Below are 20,214 nucleotides of genomic sequence, written 5' to 3' on the forward strand. Positions count from 1 at the left end.
TAATCTTCTGAATCTACAATCAATAGTAGCATGTATAACAAAGCCAAACAATCACTAAATTGTATGGCAAACGTTTTAATTTGCAAATAGTAGAATAGACACTCTACATCCATTATAATTTTTGGGTTGCTAAAATTCCTGAAAATACCGCACCTAGTAGAACAATACCCATTAAAAGATATAAGGCACTGTTAAAATTACCTGTCAAATTAATAGAAACACCTATCAATACAGGAGCAAGGGCCCCAAATAGTACTGCAATCCCATTTAAAGTTCCCGTTGCAGAAGATATTGTATTTCTAGGAACCAAACTTTGTAACAATGTAAAAATCGCGGGAATTTGCATGGATAAAACACCCACAGCAAAAGCGATTAATAGCGCTGCAAGTAGATTATTTTCAGCATTTATGCCAAAAAATACTGCCGCCCCACAGAGTAAAGCCGAGATTGTAATAACAGGTGCATTTCTTCCCATCCGATCAATAATATATCCGGAGAGCAGTTTAAAGAGGATCCCCAATACAAATGGAAGGGTCGCTAACCAGCCCATTGCTGTCCAAGAAAATCCACGCTCTTGATTTAAATAAGTTGGTAACCATGTGACTAATCCCCAAGAGATTATTGAATTTGTCGCGAGCGTGAGCATGAGCAACCAGAAACGATAGTTTAAAGCAAATGTCTTTGTCCTTTCCCAGAAAGACGCTTGGGTCAGGGTAGTTTCATTATTGGCAATTTTTTCTTTCTCAAGTTCATCTTCAATATATTTTCGTTCTAATTCATTAACTTTTTTATGCTTACGGGGTGTATCAGCTGTAAAAAACCAAAGTAACAACAATGGGATTATGCTCAAAACAAGCGCGAACAAGAAAGTCGATCTCCAAGAGAACGCTATAACAAGGTAAGCAAAAATTGGCATAGCAATCGCTTGTGACAATGATTGACCAATAATCCAAGCAGTATTAGCCCGGCCACGCTCCTTAGGTGGAAACCAATTTTTAACGAATGTGTTTTGCATTGGATAATATAGACCTTCTCCTACTCCCAATAGAAGTCTGGCAGCGATTAGCATTGTAAAAGTGCCTGCAATCCCTCCCATGAGTAAAGAAATACATACGATCAAATAAGCCAATACCATTGCTTTACGAGGTCCTAAATAATCTCCGAGTGGACTTAATATGACATTTGAAATTGCATAGGCTACCAAAAAAGAAGTCATCATTAAACCAATTTTCACTGGATCTCCGGCAATCCCCATATCCGCAAGAAACTTTCCATTCGCCGCTATAACTGCAACATTCACACGGTCTACATAAGCGACTGTAATCCCTATAAATAATATGAATACTAGAAAAACTCTTTGCCTAGTTGGTCTATCTTTCAGCTCAGTAATATTGGTTTGTACTGCAGGATCTATTTTAATCACAAGCTCCACCACCATTTTTATAGATTTTAATTGTTAATAATTGAGGTTCTTAAACAGGAAACATTTCTCCCTACTGAATGTCCATTCCAGAAAACGCTTACAAATTGTTAAGTATTTAAATAATGATTGAACATCGTCTAAAGCTTCAGTCTCCAGTACCAACAGCTCGCCTCGTTATCAGCGAGAGTTGGCAACTAAATCTTCAGGTTTTTTTAGTTCAGGGCTAAACTTGATTTCTTGATTACTATTTAAAAAGTCGATCGTGTATTGAACCGTAGTAGCCACCCCTAACTTTAATACATCTTCATCAAGATCAAAGTAGGCATTATGATGTTCCGCTCCAATCCCTTTCTCTTCGTTTTCAATCCCCAAAAATGCAAATACTCCCGGGAAATATTTTTGATAATAAGCAAACGTTTCTGAGGCCATCCATGCTGGGTACTGATAAACGGCATCTTCCCCTATCGAATTTTTAACCGCTTCTAACGCAATGGAGGCACAGTCTTCTTGATTGTAAACAAATAGATCGACTGCCTTTGGTTCTTTTATAAATTCATATGTGCATTGATGAAGCTCACATGTTTTTTCCAAAATCCGCTTAAACTCACGTTCAGCATGAAGTCCTTGTTCATAGTTTAAATATCGGACTGTCCCACTGAATTGAAGTGTTTCTGGGATGACGTTCGGAGCTGATCCGGAGGATATGCTTCCAACAGAGTAAGTGATCGGTTTAAATGGATCTAATGCACTTAACCTCATCGCTCTTAAATTCATATAAAAATCCGTAAAGCAATCCAATGGTGAAATAGATAGATCCGGTCTTGATCCATGTCCACTTTTTCCTATTATGCTTACATGAAAAGAAAAAGCACCTGCCATTCTCGGACCCGCGTCTACTGAAATTTTCCCTGATGGTACATCTGATTTCAGATGAATTCCCCAAATACCATCCGCACCAATGTCGATCAATCGATTTAAAATATTATAGATGCCTGTCCCGTTCTCTTCTCCTTGTTCAAAGGCAAGAATGACTTTCCCTTTTAACTTGTCTTTGTTTTGAGTAAGGATTTTTGCCGCACCTAGCAACATAGCTGTGTGTCCATCGTGACCGCATGTATGGGCGGCTCCATCGTTTGTCGATACAACAACCTTGCGCTCTTTTAAATTCCATTCTTCCTCTTTCATAGGCAACGCATCCAGATCCGCTCGTAAAACTAAGGATTTCCCCGCTTGTTCTCCATGGATGATGCCAATAATTCCACCGTCCGGCACGATTTCAACTTCTATATCCATTCTTTTTAATTCTTCAGTGACTACCTTGATCGTCCGTTCTTCTTGTAAACTGATCTCAGGATGTAGATGCAAGTCCCTTCTTACATCGATTACAAAGTCTTCTACTTCTTTAGCACTTTTTAATGCATCATTGAATTGCACTCCATTAGCAGTTGCATTCGTCATTCCCATTCAACCTATCCCTTTCTCTATAGCTTTCTATCAACACTTATGGAATTAAGGCAATCGCTTCTATTTCACAACGAACGCCTGCCTGATTGGCAAAAACACATCAAACTCTCCCATCCATGCAACCCCTTACATTATCATGCAAATTACCTGTGTACTTTACACTTCATTTCCAACTTCGGAACCCAACTTCACAGTTTCTTTCTGCTTTGTCTGGATTGCCCCGCAGATTCGTTTAAGACCTTCAGCTAATACAGATCTCGGAATGGCCAGATTCAGTCTGATGTAGGAGTCTGAATTCTGAACAAACATATCTCCACCCTCTAATAGAACCCCTGCTTCACGGGCAAAAAACATAGGAAGTTCCACGTCCTTATCGAAGTAAGCACTTACATCCACCCACGCAAGGTATGTTGACTCGGCAATCTCAAAACCGGCTTCCGGTAAGTTTTCCGCTAAATATTCTTTCGTAAAGGTAAAGTTATCATCCAAGTAAACCGTAAGCGCCTCCAACCAATGCTCTCCCTTTTCATAAGCGGCTTGGGCACCGGCAACGCTTACAGGATTATCAAAGTTATAATGTCTTGAAAGCCAGGTTTCTCTTAACGCGTCATTCGGAATAATCACATTCGAAATCATCAGTCCGGCCATATTGAATGTCTTACTCGGAGCCATAGCCGTGACCAGTTTGTCATATTCAGGGAATAATTTAGCTAACGGAATATGTTGTTGACCCACCCGCAAAAGATCACAATGAATCTCATCTGAGATAATCCACACACCGTGTTTGATGCAAATCTCGCCCATTTTTCTCAACTCTTCTTCAGTCCAAACGCGTCCTGTCGGGTTATGCGGATTACATAGGATGAAGAGTTTTGTTGTTTCATCGGCTGCTTTACGCTCAAAATCATCAAAATCAATCGTATAATACCCCTCATCATTTACGAGATCTGCGCAAACACTTTCACGCTGATGATAATCTGCCGCTTTTTTAAAATAAGCATAGGATGGCGTTAAAAAAAAGACCTTTTCATCTGGTTTAGTAATATAATCAACCAGTTCAAATAATGCAGGGATAATTCCATTCGACATGACAAGGTGTTCTCTTTCAAAACTCCATCCATATCTTTTCTGAGTCCAATTCACAAAAGCTTTGTAATAGGAATCAGATAAAATCCGGGTATAGCCGAATATCCTCTTGTCCAAACGTTCTTTCATCGCATCGATAATGACTTGTGGTGTGGCAAAATCCATATCAGCCACCCACATTCTAATAAACTCCTCATCCTTGTAAGGAAATTCCGTCGTATCATCAGCACCGAATATATAAGCTCGGAAACCATCCGTGTTCATGGCATTTGTATTTCTTCTGTCAATAATTTCGTCAAAATTATACATTGATTTACCACCCTTTTGAATTTTTAGTTAAATCAATTTAATTGAATTTCTATGGACAGCATAGCACAATAAAAAAAGCCATACAACGCGATAATTGTATGGCAAACACTATATGAATTGTACCCTTATCAGATAAGATTACTAAGCAAACGCTTAAGAATGACTACTCCTTTCTCAAGCTCTTCAAGCGTATCCGGTGCACAGACAGAAATCCTGACTGCACGCTCCGGAGAACTATTTCCAACGACAAAACGTTCGGCCGCATAAACTTGTACACCATACTGTGCAGCTAAGCTTTCAAATTCAGCACCTGTCATTCTGCTCGGCAATAGCAACCAACGAAAGATGCTTGTTTCACAGCCTAAACTCATATAGTCCGCCAAATATCGATCGAAGACTTGGTTTCTGCGGATCGTTTGTTTCCGATGTCCTTCAATTAAGGCTTCAAACTGATTTGACACAATCATCCGTGCTGACAATTCTGCTAATAGTGGCGAAACGGATATATTTAAATTATAAAGCGCCTTTGAAATGGGTTCCTTGAATCGGTTCGGCACCGCCATATAAGCGAGTCGTAACCCCGGTGCCATTGATTTCGACAAACTCGCAATATAAATGACCTGTTCGGGTGCAAATGATGCAATTGGTGGAAATGGTTTTTCGATAAGAAGTTGGTACGATGCATCTTCGATAATGAACTGATTATACTTTTTGCCAATGGCTGCAATTTTTTTACGATTCTCCACGGACATACAGGATGCTGTCGGATTATGACAATCCGGAATCAAGTAAATTCCTTTAATATTGTCATTTTTACATGCATTTTCAAAAGCGGCCGGACTCATGACATAGTTTTCTGACTGGATCGGTACGATTTGTACATTAAGCATCGCAGCAACCGTTTTTAAACCCGGGTATGTATGATGGTCAACACCAATACGATCGCCTGGCTTGCAAAGACTAGCCAATGTGGCAGCAATGGCGTTTTGCGCCCCGTTCGCAAATAGTATATGATCCACAGTCGTTTCAAACCCGCCTCTTCGTATCAGCTGTACGGCAGCATCCTTCTGCCAAAGGCTTTCGCCTCCTCGACCATAACTAAACCACTTTTCATAATCGGTTTCTTGGACCATGCTTTTCAATTGGGCGAGAAGCGGCTCATAAGAATCATTGTCTGGTAATGTAGCTCCCATTTCAATCAGATGTTTCGGCTTCGAATCTTCAAGTAAATAGGCATTCGAAAGTGCATCATACGAAACAAAAGTTCCACTTCCAACAGCCGAACTTAACAACCCCTCTAACCCGCACACTTTAAACGCTTTGGAAATGGTGCTCAAATTCAAATCTAAATAATCCGCCAATTCTCGTTGTGGAGGAAGTTTTGTACCAGGCAATAAAACGCCGTTCACAATATCCTGTTTTAATTGTTCGGCGAGAGCTTGATAGATCGGCTTTTTCGTTTTATCAATGGACGGCTTCCAACTCATCGGATAGTTTTCAAAACAATTAACCGGCATGATCCTCATCCTTTTTTTCATACAATTATATGATTGTATGGCTTAGAATGCAATCTAGTTTTATTACATGAAAAGAAAAACGTACAGAGGAATCTCTGTACGTTAGATGGCTATCATTAAAGATCGGTGAACTTTTCTTACGTCGTACTTAGCACTGTACTTGCAGGTTCTTGCGGTTGCGACTCCTGTTCTGATTTCTCCAATTCTAGTTCAATTAACAAATCGCCTGTAGAAATCGCTTCGCCATTTTGAACATGGATATCGGTAACGATACCCGAAAAAGGAGCCTGGACAGTTGTTTCCATCTTCATCGCTTCTGTGATCACTAAATGATCTCCTTGAGTGACTTTCTCCCCTTTTTCGACGAGCACCTTGATCACCGTTCCAGGCATCGTCGCCGCCAAGTGACTTTCATTTTTCGGATTAGCTTTCAATTTTGAAGCAACGGAAGATTTGATGCTTTCATCTTTTATAATCACTTCGCGTTGCTGCCCATTTAATTCAAAGTAGACGACACGTGTACCATCTGTTTGTGCCTGTCCGACGGAAACAAGTTTTACAATCAATGTCTTTCCTGTTTCGATTTCAATTTCAATTTCCTCATTAAGCCTCATGCCGTACAAGAACGTCGGTGTATCCAACGTGGAAACATCGCCAAACTGTTCAATTGTTTTCATATAATCCAAGAATACTTTCGGATACAAGGCATAAGCGATCGTATCATGGTCCGTGACTTGGTCGTCCATTTCCTTGAACAATTCTTCTCGGAGCGCGTTAAAGTCTACTTCTTTCAACAACTCTCCTGGACGGACTGTAAGCGGCTCTTTTCCTTTTAAGATCACTTGTTGCAACTGTTTTGGGAACCCGCCATACGGCTGGCCTAAATACCCTTCGAATAGCTCAATGACAGAATCCGGAAAATCAATTTTGTCGCCTCTTTCCAGTAACTCTTCTTCCGTCAGATCGTTTTGGACCATGAAGAGTGCCATATCACCAACGACTTTTGAAGAAGGCGTCACTTTCACAATGTCGCCAAACATCATATTCACGCGGCTATACATATCCTTTACTTCTTCCCAGCGCTTGCCAAGTCCGACGGCTTTTGCCTGCTGTTGCAGATTGCTATATTGCCCGCCAGGCATTTCATGTTTATAAATCTCGGTATTCGGAGCGACCATGCCACTTTCGAAATCCTGGTAATATTTTCTGACGCCTTCCCAGTAATGGGACAGCTCTTCCAAGGCATCGCTACTGACAGAAGGCTCGCGCTCCGTTCCATTTAAAGCATGGCAAAGCGTATTGGCACTCGGCTGTGAAGTCAATCCCGCCATTGAGCTTACAGCTACATCGACAATATCCACGCCCGCTTCAATTGCTTTGGCATACATGTAAATGCCACTGCCGCTCGTATCATGGGTGTGTAAATGAATAGGTAGATCCACAGTCTCTTTCAACTCGGAAATTAACCGGTAAGCCGATTGCGGCTTTAACAAACCGGCCATGTCTTTAATACCGAGAATATGCGCTCCTTGGTTCTCTAACTCCTTGGCCATCTCTTTATAGTATTGGATGTTGTATTTTGTACGGGTCGGATCATCAATGTCCCCTGTATAACAAATGGAGGCCTCCGCAATCTTGCCGGTCTGGCGGACTGCATCAATCGCTGTTTCCATACCCTTGATCCAGTTTAAACTGTCAAAAATACGGAATACATCAATACCGGTAGCAGCTGATTGATCCACAAACTCACGAATAACATTATCTGGATAATTCGTGTAGCCAACTGCATTTGATGCACGAAGAAGCATTTGGAATAACACATTCGGCACTTGCTCCCGTAACGAAATCAGGCGCTTCCACGGATCTTCCTTCAAGAAGCGGTAAGAAGCATCAAATGTCGCACCGCCCCACATTTCAAGAGAAAAAAGATCTGGCAGCAGTTTCGCTGTCGGCTCGGCAATACGAAGCAAGTCATGGGTCCGGACGCGGGTCGCAAGCAAAGACTGATGCGCATCGCGGAAAGTCGTATCTGTCAGCAACACTTCGTTCCGGGATTTCACCCATTCAACGAGTCCATCCGCCCCTTTTTCATCTAGAATCTGTTTCGTACCGGATGCAGCCGCTCCCAACCCGCTAACTTTCGGAATAGGCGGTTGGTCAAACAATGGCTTTTTCTTTTTCTCAATACCTGGAAAGCCGTTGATCGTGACATTGCCGATATAATTAAGCATTTTTGTCCCACGGTCTTTACTTTTTGGAGAAATGAATAATTCCGGCGTCGTGTCAATAAACGATGTGTCGTAATTTCCTGTAATGAAATTCTCATGGCGCATGACATTTTCCAAGAAAGGGATGTTTGTTTTGATGCCGCGAATCCGGAATTCTTGAAGGTTTCTCAACATCTTGGATGCCGCTTTTTCAAAGGTGAGAGCCTGCGTCGACACTTTAACGAGCAGCGAATCATAATAAGGTGTAATAACAGATCCTTGGTAGCCATTCCCGGCATCTAACCGGACACCGAAACCGCCGCCGGATCGATAAGCCATTATTTTCCCCGTATCCGGCATGAAGTCATTCTGCGGATCCTCGGTTGTGACGCGTGATTGAATGGCAAAACCGTTGACGATGATATCCTCCTGAGCAGGGATCCCCACTGTTTCACTGTGCAAAGTGTAACCTTCCGCAATTAAAATCTGGGATTGCACAATATCAATGCCGGTCACCATTTCCGTAATTGTATGTTCGACCTGAACGCGCGGGTTCACCTCAATGAAATAAAATTGATTGTCCGCCACAAGGAATTCCACAGTTCCCGCATTTAAATAATCAACGTTTTTCATCAGCTTGACTGCTGCGTTGCAAATAGCTGTCCGCGAATCTTCAGGTAATGAGACGCTTGGAGCTACCTCTACTACTTTTTGATGGCGACGCTGTACCGAACAATCACGCTCATATAAATGAACGATATTTCCATAAGCATCCCCCAGAATTTGTACTTCGATATGTTTTGGATTTTGGATAAACTTTTCTACATACATTTCACTGTTACCAAAAGCCGCTTTCGCTTCTGACCTTGCCCGCTCAAAGGCTTCTCTTACTTCCTCGACGCTGTTGACAATCCTCATGCCGCGTCCGCCACCGCCAAGTGCGGCTTTAATCATAATCGGAAAACCATGTTCCTTACCAAAAGCCACTACCTCTTCAAGACCGGAGACAGGACCGTCTGTGCCTGGAATAACCGGTATTTCTGCTTGCTGGGCCTGTACTCTCGCCTTTACTTTATCGCCAAACATATCTAAATGCCGAGATGTAGGACCTATGAAAATGAGGTTTTCCTCCTCACAGCGTTTAGCAAACTCTATATTTTCTGACAAAAAACCGTATCCTGGATGAATTGCATCCACCTCTGTCTGTTTGGCAATTTCGATAATGTTTTCAATATCGAGATAAGCATCAATTGGTTTTTTGCCTTTTCCGACTAGATAAGCTTCATCTGCTTTGTAACGGTGATAAGCCCCTGAATCTTCCTTAGAGTAAATGGCCACTGTACGGATGTCGAGTTCTGTACAAGCTCGAAACACGCGAATAGCGATTTCTCCTCGATTGGCTACAAGCACTTTATGAATCCTTTTGTCCTTACTTTGCATATTGGATTACCCCCACTCGTTTACCTATCCAGCAAACTATAAATATTCCAATAATTCCATTGTTCGTTGAATAGTTTTAATAATCATATACTAGTACTCCAAAATAGTTTAGTCAATACATTTTATTTCATTAATGATGATTTATTTTACTCACTATCTTATTTTTTAGTCCTTCAACTCAAAAAACTCTAGATTATCAAATCTAGAGTTTTCCCGACTTCTTTATATTAAAATTATATTTCCAACTTTTTGTATAAAAACTAACTATTTTGATCTAGATGAATTAATGGCTCTTAAATGCATGTATACCGTGTTTTTTGAAATCCCTAAAATTTCCGCGATCTTAACGACAGCATCTTTAAACTGAAAAACACCTTGATTATAGAGCATCGTCACAATGACCTTGTTTTTCAATAAGTGCGGAACACTTTCATCCATCTCCACCTCTTTTTGGACCTGGTTAACCGCTTGGTAAATCAATTCGTCTACATCCTCCACAAAAGTTTCAGAAGCATATGCTGCCCCATTTGAGCTACTTAGATTTGCAAGCACTTCGGACAGTGGCGTATTTAAATAAAAGTTTATACATAAAACCCCGATAATTTTACTATTTTCGCCTTTTATCACAATAGTTGTTGCTTTTAATGGCTCGCCTTTTTTATTTTTCACATTATATGAAATGTATCCTTTTTCGTCTTCCTGCTGTAATTTTGACAGCATGGATAAGGCTAAATCTGTAATCGGAGCACCGACTTGTCTACCTGTATGATGTCCATTGATGATTTTGACAACAGACTCATTCAGATTCTCAAGACTGTGTAAGACAAATTCATAACCACTGCCCAAGTAATCAGCCATACCTTCAATCATCGTTTTATAGGACTCTAATATAAGTCTGTCATTTTCTGTTAAGGTTATACTCGAGTTTTTCACACTATCACCCGGTTCATATTTTCTAATGAAATATATTTCACTCCGCTAAGTGTAACAATCAAGCATTTTTTTGTCGAGCCTTCGTCTGTATCCGCAACAACGAACTAAACTAAATTCCTTTATTATAAAATTATCAAAACTAGAATAAACGCTATGGCTTTATCCCTTTTCCGTTTTTCGTATACATGAATAGGATTTTGTAGAGAATAAGGTTATAGTACGCCCTCCACCTTAGCTTGGTAAAGATGCAAAAGAATACCTATCTGGATCGATTCAGCTTTTAAATGTGAAATAAAGGGGAAAATGAGATGAAGCTTCGGTTAGGCTATGTAGCAAATGCATTAGGATTATGGGATGCAAGTCCATCAAAAACGTTGACTTTTACGCGGTATTCTACGCTTCCTAAGAGCGAAAGAATGGATAAACTGAAATTGATAACAGCACAAAACTTACAACACACAAAAAGAATTTTGTATTATAATATCGCGCACGAAATAGAATTATATCGTTTTTCAAGCTCCCTTGTCCCTTTAGCAACTCATCCGGAGGTGATGTGGGACTACATAACTCCATTCAAAAGAGAATGGGCAGAAATTGGAGACATCATCCAACACTTCAAGCTTAGAGTAAGCTTCCATCCAAATCAATTTACACTTTTCACAAGCCCGAAAGAAGAGGTGACTTTGAATGCCATCAAAGATATGGACTATCATTTCAGCATGCTCAAAGCAATGAATGCCCTTGATACGGGTCTCATTAATCTTCACGTGGGTGGTGCCTATGGGGATAAAAATAGTTCTTTAAACCGTTTCCATCGAAATCTCAAAAAGTTGCCAAAGGAAATTAAAAAGCAAATGACGTTAGAAAATGATGATAAAACGTATAACGTTCCGGAAACACTTATGACCTGTGAAAAGGAAAACATTCCAATGGTTCTCGATTATCATCACTATATGGCAAATAAAGGGGAGAGTGATCTGACACTTTACCTCCCTCGAATATTTCAGACTTGGAATAACTTTAATATTGTACCGAAAGTCCATATTTCTTCTCCAAAATCCGATCAAGCCTATCGTTCCCATGCCGATTTTGTTTCTCTAGATTTTGTCCTCCCCTTCTTAAAGATGGCGAAGGAGCTTAATCAGGACTTTGACATCATGGTGGAAGCAAAACAAAAGAACCTAGCTATGCAAAAACTTGTAGAGGAAATTGCTTCAATTCGGGGAGTCAAACGTATTTCGGGTTCATCTGTGGAATGGTAGACAATGTGAATGAATTAATAATGACTTAATAGATTCAATTCCACACATTTTTTCCCAATCCTCGTTAAACCTTCTACCTCTGATAAATCGTTAACTACAGATACTAAGTTCACCAGTCAAGCTTTTCCGAATATAATACTCTAAGAAAATTAATAAACACAAAAGGAGTATTTTATAGTGCAACTTAAGATTAGCAGGTCTTTATTTTCCCTCACGGAAGTAAGAACCGTTGAAGTTCAGGCAGATATGGGAAGGTATATTGACTTAAGTCAACTGGCGTTTCAATTTGGCGGAAAGAGTCTCTCTGAGTGGAAAAAATGGACAACCGGGTCAAATTTTAACGGAGATCCCTTTATTACAATCGTCGAAAAACCTCACTTTGTAGGAGATACCGGGGTTGTCAAAGCGACCTTAAAGTTTGATCTTCTATTTAATAGAGAGAGTCTTGCCGAGAGATCCATTCGAACACAATATCAACAGTTCATTGGAAGTTATGAGCTAGCCATGACCGATCCGCAAACAAAAATGAAGGCTTCTGCTACTGTCCAGCTAAATGTCTATGATGAATTCCTTTTTTATGATGAACTAAAGCCAACAATTGACCAAATCTTTAAACAAGCCCACCAAAAAAATAATCGTTACCTTAAATATCAAAGTCTTGGAAAGTCCATAGAAGGTAGAGATCTTCATTTTGTTATTTTGGCGAAGAGTAAAGCGGTAGTTGACAGATATTTAAATATTACACTTCCGACGGCATTGGAACAGCCTGAAAAATTGATACATCAACTGGATAACGGCTTAATCGGTGAATATCAGGTTCCTATTTGGTTTAATAATATTCATCCCGATGAAATTGAAGGACCCGATGCCCAAGTTGAATTATTGAGAAAGTTCGCCTTGGAGGATAAGCTCACGGTTCCTATAGTTAGAAATGGCCAAAAGGAAACAGTAAGCCTTGACGTTAATGAAATGCTTGACCATGTCATTTTTCTCTTCATGTTTACAAATAATCCTGATGGAAGAGCTGCGAATAGTAGAAGAAACGCAAATGGCTTTGACTTAAATCGTGACAACCATCTTCAAACTCAACCCGAAACAATTGTTGTCACTCAGGAAATTGCCAATTGGACTCCCCTCTCCTTCCTAGATATGCATGGTTATATTAGTAGATTCTTAATTGAACCAACCACTCCTCCCCACAACCCAAACTATGAATACGATTTGCTTTACAATAATATGATCAGGCAGGCTCGTGCTATGGGGGAAGCGGGATTAGGTAACTCTGACTTTAAGTCCTATGTCATTCCAGCATTAGATTATAAAGACGGCTGGGACGATATGTCTGTCGGCTACACACCGATGTATGCGATGCTGCATGGTTCACTAGGTCACACAATTGAAATTCCAGCATTAAGTCAAGATGGTTTTCATGCAATGGTAGGCATTGGGCTGGGAGCCGCCCTTTTTGTACAAGAAAAAAAAGATCAACTGTATAAAAATCAGCTTGAAATCTTTAAGCGCGGCGTAAATGGTGAGGATAATCGTTCAGTCGATCCGTATTTAGTGAATGCTTCAAGAAAATCGATTGGAAGAATAAGAGGTGAGCATACAAACTTCTTCCCCGATTACTATGTGATTCCCATTGGTTCAAAACAGCAAGTAAATAAATTAGAAGCTTATAAAATGGTCCAATATTTATTGCGTAATGGCGTAAAGGTCGAAAAACTAATAGATAATACTGTGGTAAACGGCATCACTTATTCAAAGGGTACTTTTGTGATTCCTATGAAACAGGCAAAACGTGGAGTAGCCAATGCCATGCTCTATAAAGGTGATGATGTGTCGGACTGGAAAGCGATGTATGATTCAACCATCGTAAATTTCCCTGATTTAAGAGGTTTTACGGTACATGAAATTCGGAATACGGATGCTTTTAATCAAAATACGATTAGAATTAGGAGTACAGGGCTTCCGAAAGGTAATATTTACACAGCAGCAACCTTCCACGTGTTGGCAAATACAAATAATGACACCATTAAACTTGTAAACATTCTTCTAAAGAATGGGGCTGTCGTGGAAAAGGCACTTGAAACAAGAGGATTAATCAATAAGGGCGATTTTATTGTCAGAACAAATGATTTACAACATTTCGGAAAAAACTATTATTTCATTGCCAGATATTTATATACCTCCATTCCTGTAAAGACAATGCAATTAAAGCAGACGAAAGTATCTGTCATTGGGTCCACTCAATTGAAGTTTGCAGTTTCGGAGCTTGGTTTTGACATGGTCAAACAAGCAGACGCGGACGTAATTGTTAGCGATAGCAGCAGTATCATCGTATCGTATTTAACTGGAAAAACATTTGTGGGGATTGGGTTCGAACCATTAAAAGCTGTGAAAAGTAGAGGATTATTGCCTGGTTTTAATATAGACCAAACAAAAAATGGTCATGAAGGCTTAGTCAAAGCAAAAATTAAGAACCATCTGCTCACCTCTGGCTATCAGACCGATGAAGTTCTTTATACTACCTCTGGAATGTGGATTACTTCAGTACCCGCGGGAGCCGAAGTACTTGCTTCCTTGAGTAATAGTAATGATTTCTTTATAGCCGGATGGTGGCCTGGACACGAAAATGCAAAAGGACAAATCCTTGCCTTTACCCATTCCTTTAACAATACAACTTTTACCCTTTTCGCCAATGACCTAGCCTTCAGAGCACATACCCATAACAGCTACCGCTTCATCGCCAATTGCATCTATGATTCATAGGATAAAAATTTGAGCGGGAAATGAATCATTGAAAAAAATGTCTTGTCCCCCCGGTGTTAGAAAGCATTACTTTAGTGGGGGACAGACATCATATTTCAGCAAACTCATCTGTTAGTCAACTTGAATCCAACCTGGAATATAATGAAGCTATTCGAACTTCCACATGCCCTGATCGCGGCACAGTCGGCTTTCGTATCGCGCGCCAAAGAGTGGAGCATCTAGCGTTTCTCTATACGTTTTTGATATTACATTGTCAACGAATATGGGTGCATGTTAGCTACCAGATTCCGGAACAATAAGGAATTGCATGAGTACCTGGTTCCTTACTTTTAATACTTGAGGAGTAAATTCAATTCATAGCCTCTCTTAATTTGACCAAGTTATACCAGGTCACTCCGCCATGTTGGGACTCAGACATACCATGGTTCACAAATCCAAGTTTCTCATAAATAGAAACCAATTCCTCTTTGCAAGTTAAGGTAATCCCTTCCCTTTTATTTTCCACCACAAGTGCTTCCATCTTCTCCATTAACAGCTTGGCAATTCCTTGGTTTCTAGCCTTTGAGGACACCGCTAACCCTAAAATACTCTGATAACCGCCTCTTTTCGGATTCTCTTGAATTTCCTCGAATAGATCATCCGTTATATAAGGTTGATGAATAATAGGGCCGTTAATGTAACCAAGTATCTCGACTTCCCTTGTAGCCGCTTCTTCTTTTGAAAATCCTTCATTCTCAATATCTAATAGCTGTTCTAAATCTGTCGCTTGCACATTTCTTAAAGTTATCATTTCATTTGTAACCCTTTCCTAACTTGTTCAACTTAGTCATTCATCCTAAATTTATTTTGTCTCACTGCCTTTTAGCTATGGCAATAAATATACAGTATTAGCTTTTATTATAACAGGCACCAGGTACTCGCATACTTCAGAATTGTGCGTGTATCTGGTACCTTTCACTATTATCTCCTACTAGTTTGTGCAGCCTCTTCCATTAAGTAAATCCGTTTATTCACCGCCGCCAAGAAGACCATTACAATACCATTCAACTAACAATTTCAACGGTTTTAACGTCCTCAATCGTTTTTATGAAATTATAAATTTCTGGCACAGTTCTATTCATATTAACTTTTGTTTTGATCTCTAACAATTGAGAATTACTTTCCAGTATATCTTTAATACGCAAATGAGATATTGCAAATTTCTCTCTTTCCAATTTATGCATCACGTGTTCAACGCTTCCTAATTCATTTATATGGATTTTAAGCATCAATTCTCTTTTTCGGAGTTTTTTCGGACCAAATTTCAACACAATAATCGGGATTAATTCCACACTTAAAAGCAATAGTAGAACGCCGAACGTTGCTTCAACATAAAAGCCGGCACCAACAGCAATACCAATCCCGGCCGCCCCCCAAATCATGGCTGCAGTCGTTAAGCCGGAAATGCGATCATTTCCTCTTCTTAAAATGACACCAGCCCCTAAAAAACCGATCCCGGATACGATTTGCGCTGCGAGCCTTAATGGATCCATCTGAATGCGAAGGTCGTCACTCCCAGGAAACGTATAGGCTGATTCAATTGAAACAATTGTAATTAGGCAACTAATAATAGAAATAACTAGACTTGTTTTTAGCCCTAGTGGCTTTCTTTTTAATTCCCGTTCTACCCCTATTACTAAACCTAATACTGCGGAAATACTTAACTTTAAGATTAGTTCCAAATCAATTATGTCCAATTTTCCCACCTCACCTTATGCGATAGCTACAATTGTCACTTTCCGTTGAAATTGCTTTAATTTCATTTCATCTTTAGGGAAATCCAGGTAATTATGAAAAGTGCCAAGCACCCGGACAATTCAAATTTCAATGAATACCTGATATCCTTCCCTATTCTTTCAATTCTTTAAAATCCCTTTAATTCCTTTAATTCTTTACATTCTTGTTAGCTAGTAGACATCTGTTAGAAATTCGTATTTTACAAATCAAAAAACACTGGAAATCCGTCGATTTACTCCCAGTGAAAGGTGCCCCAAAAAATCCATATTTCGACAGGTCTTTTTATTAGTCTTAGTCAGTTTAGTTTCCACTAATGATGGTCTCCCCTAGTATGATGCAATGAACGTAACTACTTAGACTGGCCTTTATAAAAGATGAATTTTCCGGATTGGACTGAAATGAGGGAGGTAAGTACTTCACGGTTCTGTTTTCGTAGGGTGGAAATGAAGCTGCGGATTCGCGCAAATTTCTACGCATCTTCAACTATACGGAAAGATCCTGAGATTTTCTGTTTCACTTTCATCATTCTAATATCTCGTTCTGACAAACTGTTATCGAAAGGCACACGGACGTCTTGAATAAACCGCACAATGCGGTTTCGTGGAAGTCATTCAAATGGTTGAGAAGTGTCGCTTCACTCGGGCGATAGCCAGTCATGTTTTGAAACAGTTGGCTGAGGGGGTAAAGTTGATAGGTCTTTAAAGAAGCGCACCAAGCAGTCCAGCTGCCCCATACTGGACCGGTGCTTTCACGTTTTCTGGAAAAAAAGCCTGTTTATGAGCCGCACAATGGGAATAGGATTGAACCTGATGCCACTCGATTTCATCTGGTTCGTCAATCATTTCGAGGGTATGGCCGTCATGATCTTTTGGGGCACCTATCTTACCTCCCGCTTTCCGAGTACTTCTGGGTTCACTTGAAGGAGGATTACTGCTGCTAGCACTTGTTAGACCGGTTTGTCGCTCTAGCTCTTTTACACGAGTTTCTAGCTTGTCGATTTTCGATAAGAGAAGTGTAATGAAAGTGGCAATCTCAGACGGGTTCCAATGACCGATTTTCTCGATTTCCTTAGCTGAGTATGGCATAGCACCCCTTCTCCTATCTAAATTTTTGGAAGTTGGTAATCAGTACCTTGTTTTTTTAGAGACTCAAACTCTAGTGACCTAAGTAGTTACAGATTTGGTAACTAATAAATCGCTACTGGCCCATATGGACCCTCAATAATATCTATTTTTGTTTCAAAAATATCTGTCAAAATTTCCGGGTTCATAATTTCTTCTACTGTTCCAAAAGCGGCAATTTGTCCATCTTTCATCGCACAAATCCGATCAGAATATTTAGCTGCAAAATTTATATCATGCATAACAGTCAGGATTGTTCTTCCAAATTCCTTCGCAGCATGTCGCAAATGCTCCATCATTTGAACAGAACGAGCAACATCAAGATTGTTCAGGGGCTCGTCCAAAAGTACATATTCCGTCTCTTGGCACAAAACCATTGCCACATATGCCCGTTGCCTTTGACCACCTGAAAGCTCATCTAAATATCTATTTTCCAGATCCGTCAAGTCCAAAAAATCGATATATTTAGAGATGATCGCCTCATCCTCTCTCGTTAATCTTCCCTGTGAATGAGGAAAACGACCATAGCCAGCTAGTTGCCTAACCGTAAGTCTCGTGACAAAATGATTTTCTTGTCGCAATATCGTCACGATTTTCGCTAAGTCTTTTGATTTAGATGTAGAGACATCCATATTTGCCACACTAATTTGTCCTTCATCCATATGCAAAAGTCTTCCAATCATCAAAAGTGTTGTAGACTTTCCAGCGCCATTTGGTCCAATTAAAGAGGTAAAACCGGCTTTTGGTATTTCAATATCCAAAGGTCCTATCTTTACCTCATCCGTATATAACTTTCTAGTATTTTCAATTTTTATCATAGAGCCCTCTTCCTTAAAATTACAATTAGAAATATGATTCCACCAAACAGTTCGATAATAACTGACACTACACCTTGCGCATTGAATACATGATTCATAAAAAAGTACGCACTCGTTAGTATTAAGAATCCTATCGCAAGGGCCATCGGAAACACATATCTGTGATCATGGGTTGGTGCCGCCTGATAACTCAAAGTGGCAACTAAAAATCCAAAGAAAGTAAGTGGTCCAACCAAAGCCGTTGAAATGGACATCAAAACAGCAACTAAAATAAGCGTATAAATGATACTTGGTTGATGTTTAACACCAAAAGAAGTGGCGACATCCTTTCCAAGGGACAATACATTTAATTTCTTGGAATATGTAAGAAGTAAGATTGCGACAATGATGACCATCGGAATGACAATAGGAAAATAGGCAGCATCCGCATTATTGACGGAACCAAACAATCTTGCCTGTAAAATATCAAACTCGGACGGTGAAAGTAATCTTCTCATGAAAGTAGACACGGATCGTAGCCCAGCCCCAATAATAATGCCAACCAAAAGCATAAGTTGTAAATTTCCATACTTCCCCGAAAGCAACCATCCGTACAGGATCAAACTCATCAAGACCATAGCCGTCACTTGAAACAGAAATGATCCAGTACCACTAAAACCGATCAGTGCACCGGCACCAAAGAAAAATATCGTACTCGTTTGAATGGCTGAATACAGTGATTCAAAGCCTAGAAGTGAAGGTGTGATAATCCGATTATTCGTAATCGATTGGAAAGCGACGGTCGACAAACTATGACAAACTGCAGCAATGATCATTGCAGTAAGCGCCACGATCCTTCTCATCACAACCGGGATAAAAGAAGGTGAATCGACTGGAACCGGATTGTTATACACTAAAAGCCCGTACGAAGAAAGAACACCCAAAGCAATCAATGTGATGAGCAAAATCCAGTAACGTTTTTCCTCTTTCTTAGAACGAAAAGCTCTAGCGGATCTCTTTTCCTTACGAAGGCTAGAATCGATTTCGACATGATCTGTACTTCTATATCCCAATGCGTTCATCTTCCTCTTAGCCTCCTCGGCTTTCTTCGTCTCAATATAATTGCAATAAATACGACTGCCCCCACTGTTCCGAGTATTAAAGAGACAGGTACTTCAAAAGGCATGATAATTGTTCGAGAAATGATGTCGCAAACCATTATCGTACCCATTCCAATCACACATACCCAAGGCAAATTACTTCTAAGATCATCTCCTCTGAACATGGAAACAATATTTGGGACAATTAAACCTAAAAAAGGTAAGTTTCCAATCACGGCTGCAACAATTCCAACTCCAATAGCAATAAGACCAGTTGCAAAAAGTACGAGCCTATTATAATTTACGCCAAGGCTGGTGGCAACGTCTTCTCCTAGTCCAGCTAAAGTCAATCTATTCGCATACATGAAAATTAGAATGGTAACAAGAACAATTAGCCATAAATATTCGTACCTACCAATTTGAACAGCCGCAAAAGAACCTACAAACCAATTTTCAATACTTTGTGTCGCTTGAAAAAGGAGTCCGATAAAAGTGGAAACTGCAGAAATGACTGCTCCAAGCATCAGCCCAATGATCGGAACAATTAAAGACGAGCGAAGTTTAACCCTTCTTAAAAATAAAAAGAAAATCATCGTTCCTATAAAAGAAAAAAGGATTGCCCCCGTCATTCTTAAAGCTAAAGTTGGTGCGGGAAATACTAAATAAACAATAAGTAGACCCAAACCTGCCCATTCAATCGTTCCTGTTGTAGTCGGTTCAACTAAGCGATTCTGTGTAATCAGTTGCATAACAAGCCCTGCCATTGCCATGGCCGCTCCAGTAAGCATGAGTGCTGCTGTTCTTGGCACACGCGTTATGAAAAACATTTCCATGCCATCTTCTTGACCACGTATATCATAAACGCCCGTAAACAGTGAGATGATGCCTAAAATCATAACAGCTATAACCGCTACTATAAAAGACTTTGTCCATATCTTATTGTAGTTATAAAGCTGGGGTTGAGAATCATTCTCAACCCCAGTAATACTATTTTTTTGCACTATGTG

Annotated in this window: 14 protein-coding genes and 1 pseudogene; 2 read left to right on the forward strand and 13 right to left on the reverse strand. The window is 40.0% G+C overall.

What is annotated here, in order from left to right; genetic code table 11:
- Positions 1-112 precede the first annotated feature (112 nt).
- From ACFPRA_RS24520 to ACFPRA_RS24545, 6 genes and pseudogenes are all read right to left on the reverse strand, one after another.
- A complete protein-coding gene (locus tag ACFPRA_RS24520; protein ID WP_381440648.1) occupies positions 113-1,423 on the reverse strand; it encodes an MFS transporter in 1,311 nt (436 codons plus the stop codon).
- 177 nt (positions 1,424-1,600) lie between these two features.
- Positions 1,601-2,881: an amidohydrolase gene (locus ACFPRA_RS24525; protein WP_381440651.1), complete on the reverse strand. Its 1,281-nt coding sequence runs from the start codon at positions 2,879-2,881 to the stop codon at positions 1,601-1,603.
- Between the two features lie 162 nt (positions 2,882-3,043).
- A complete protein-coding gene (locus ACFPRA_RS24530) occupies positions 3,044-4,282 on the reverse strand; it encodes a MalY/PatB family protein (protein ID WP_381440654.1) in 1,239 nt (412 codons plus the stop codon).
- Between the two features lie 128 nt (positions 4,283-4,410).
- Entirely contained in the window at positions 4,411-5,799 is a 1,389-nt protein-coding gene (locus ACFPRA_RS24535; RefSeq protein ID WP_381440657.1) for an aminotransferase-like domain-containing protein, read from the reverse strand.
- Between the two features lie 206 nt (positions 5,800-6,005).
- Positions 6,006-9,446 (reverse strand): annotated as a pseudogene (gene pyc, locus ACFPRA_RS24540) (pyruvate carboxylase); the annotation flags it as partial.
- A 264-nt stretch (positions 9,447-9,710) separates the two neighbouring features.
- Complete coding sequence (locus ACFPRA_RS24545) at positions 9,711-10,379, reverse strand: helix-turn-helix transcriptional regulator (protein WP_370643118.1); 669 nt, start codon at positions 10,377-10,379, stop codon at positions 9,711-9,713.
- Positions 10,380-10,687: 308 nt separating this feature from the next.
- Here ACFPRA_RS24545 and uvsE point away from each other — a divergent pair, with 308 nt between their 5' ends.
- Positions 10,688-11,641: a UV DNA damage repair endonuclease UvsE gene (uvsE, locus tag ACFPRA_RS24550; protein ID WP_381440661.1), complete on the forward strand. Its 954-nt coding sequence runs from the start codon at positions 10,688-10,690 to the stop codon at positions 11,639-11,641.
- Positions 11,642-11,818: 177 nt separating this feature from the next.
- Positions 11,819-14,413: a M14 family metallopeptidase gene (locus tag ACFPRA_RS24555; RefSeq protein WP_381440663.1), complete on the forward strand. Its 2,595-nt coding sequence runs from the start codon at positions 11,819-11,821 to the stop codon at positions 14,411-14,413.
- Between the two features lie 349 nt (positions 14,414-14,762).
- On the opposite strand, the gene ACFPRA_RS24560 is transcribed toward ACFPRA_RS24555, so the two are convergent.
- From ACFPRA_RS24560 to ACFPRA_RS24590, 7 genes are all read right to left on the reverse strand, one after another.
- Positions 14,763-15,203, reverse strand: coding sequence for a GNAT family N-acetyltransferase (locus ACFPRA_RS24560; protein ID WP_381440665.1), 441 nt, complete (start codon positions 15,201-15,203; stop codon positions 14,763-14,765).
- 253 nt (positions 15,204-15,456) lie between these two features.
- A complete protein-coding gene (locus tag ACFPRA_RS24565) occupies positions 15,457-16,149 on the reverse strand; it encodes an MgtC/SapB family protein (protein WP_381440668.1) in 693 nt (230 codons plus the stop codon).
- 509 nt (positions 16,150-16,658) lie between these two features.
- Positions 16,659-16,778, reverse strand: coding sequence for an IS66 family transposase (locus ACFPRA_RS24570; protein ID WP_381440671.1), 120 nt, complete (start codon positions 16,776-16,778; stop codon positions 16,659-16,661).
- 109 nt (positions 16,779-16,887) lie between these two features.
- A complete protein-coding gene (locus tag ACFPRA_RS24575) occupies positions 16,888-17,274 on the reverse strand; it encodes a DUF6444 domain-containing protein (protein WP_381440673.1) in 387 nt (128 codons plus the stop codon).
- A 101-nt stretch (positions 17,275-17,375) separates the two neighbouring features.
- Complete coding sequence (locus ACFPRA_RS24580; RefSeq protein ID WP_239392452.1) at positions 17,376-18,128, reverse strand: iron ABC transporter ATP-binding protein; 753 nt, start codon at positions 18,126-18,128, stop codon at positions 17,376-17,378.
- On the reverse strand, positions 18,125-19,189 hold the full coding sequence (locus ACFPRA_RS24585) for an iron chelate uptake ABC transporter family permease subunit (protein ID WP_381440676.1): 1,065 nt from the start codon (positions 19,187-19,189) through the stop codon (positions 18,125-18,127). The genes ACFPRA_RS24580 and ACFPRA_RS24585 overlap by 4 nt, the downstream gene beginning before the upstream one ends.
- Positions 19,186-20,208: an ABC transporter permease gene (locus ACFPRA_RS24590; RefSeq protein WP_381440678.1), complete on the reverse strand. Its 1,023-nt coding sequence runs from the start codon at positions 20,206-20,208 to the stop codon at positions 19,186-19,188. Before ACFPRA_RS24590 ends, ACFPRA_RS24585 begins: the two co-directional genes overlap by 4 nt.
- Positions 20,209-20,214: the final 6 nt, after the last annotated feature.

The organism is Sporosarcina soli, from assembly GCF_042655805.1.
Taxonomy (GTDB): Bacteria; Bacillota; Bacilli; order Bacillales_A; family Planococcaceae; genus Sporosarcina; species Sporosarcina soli.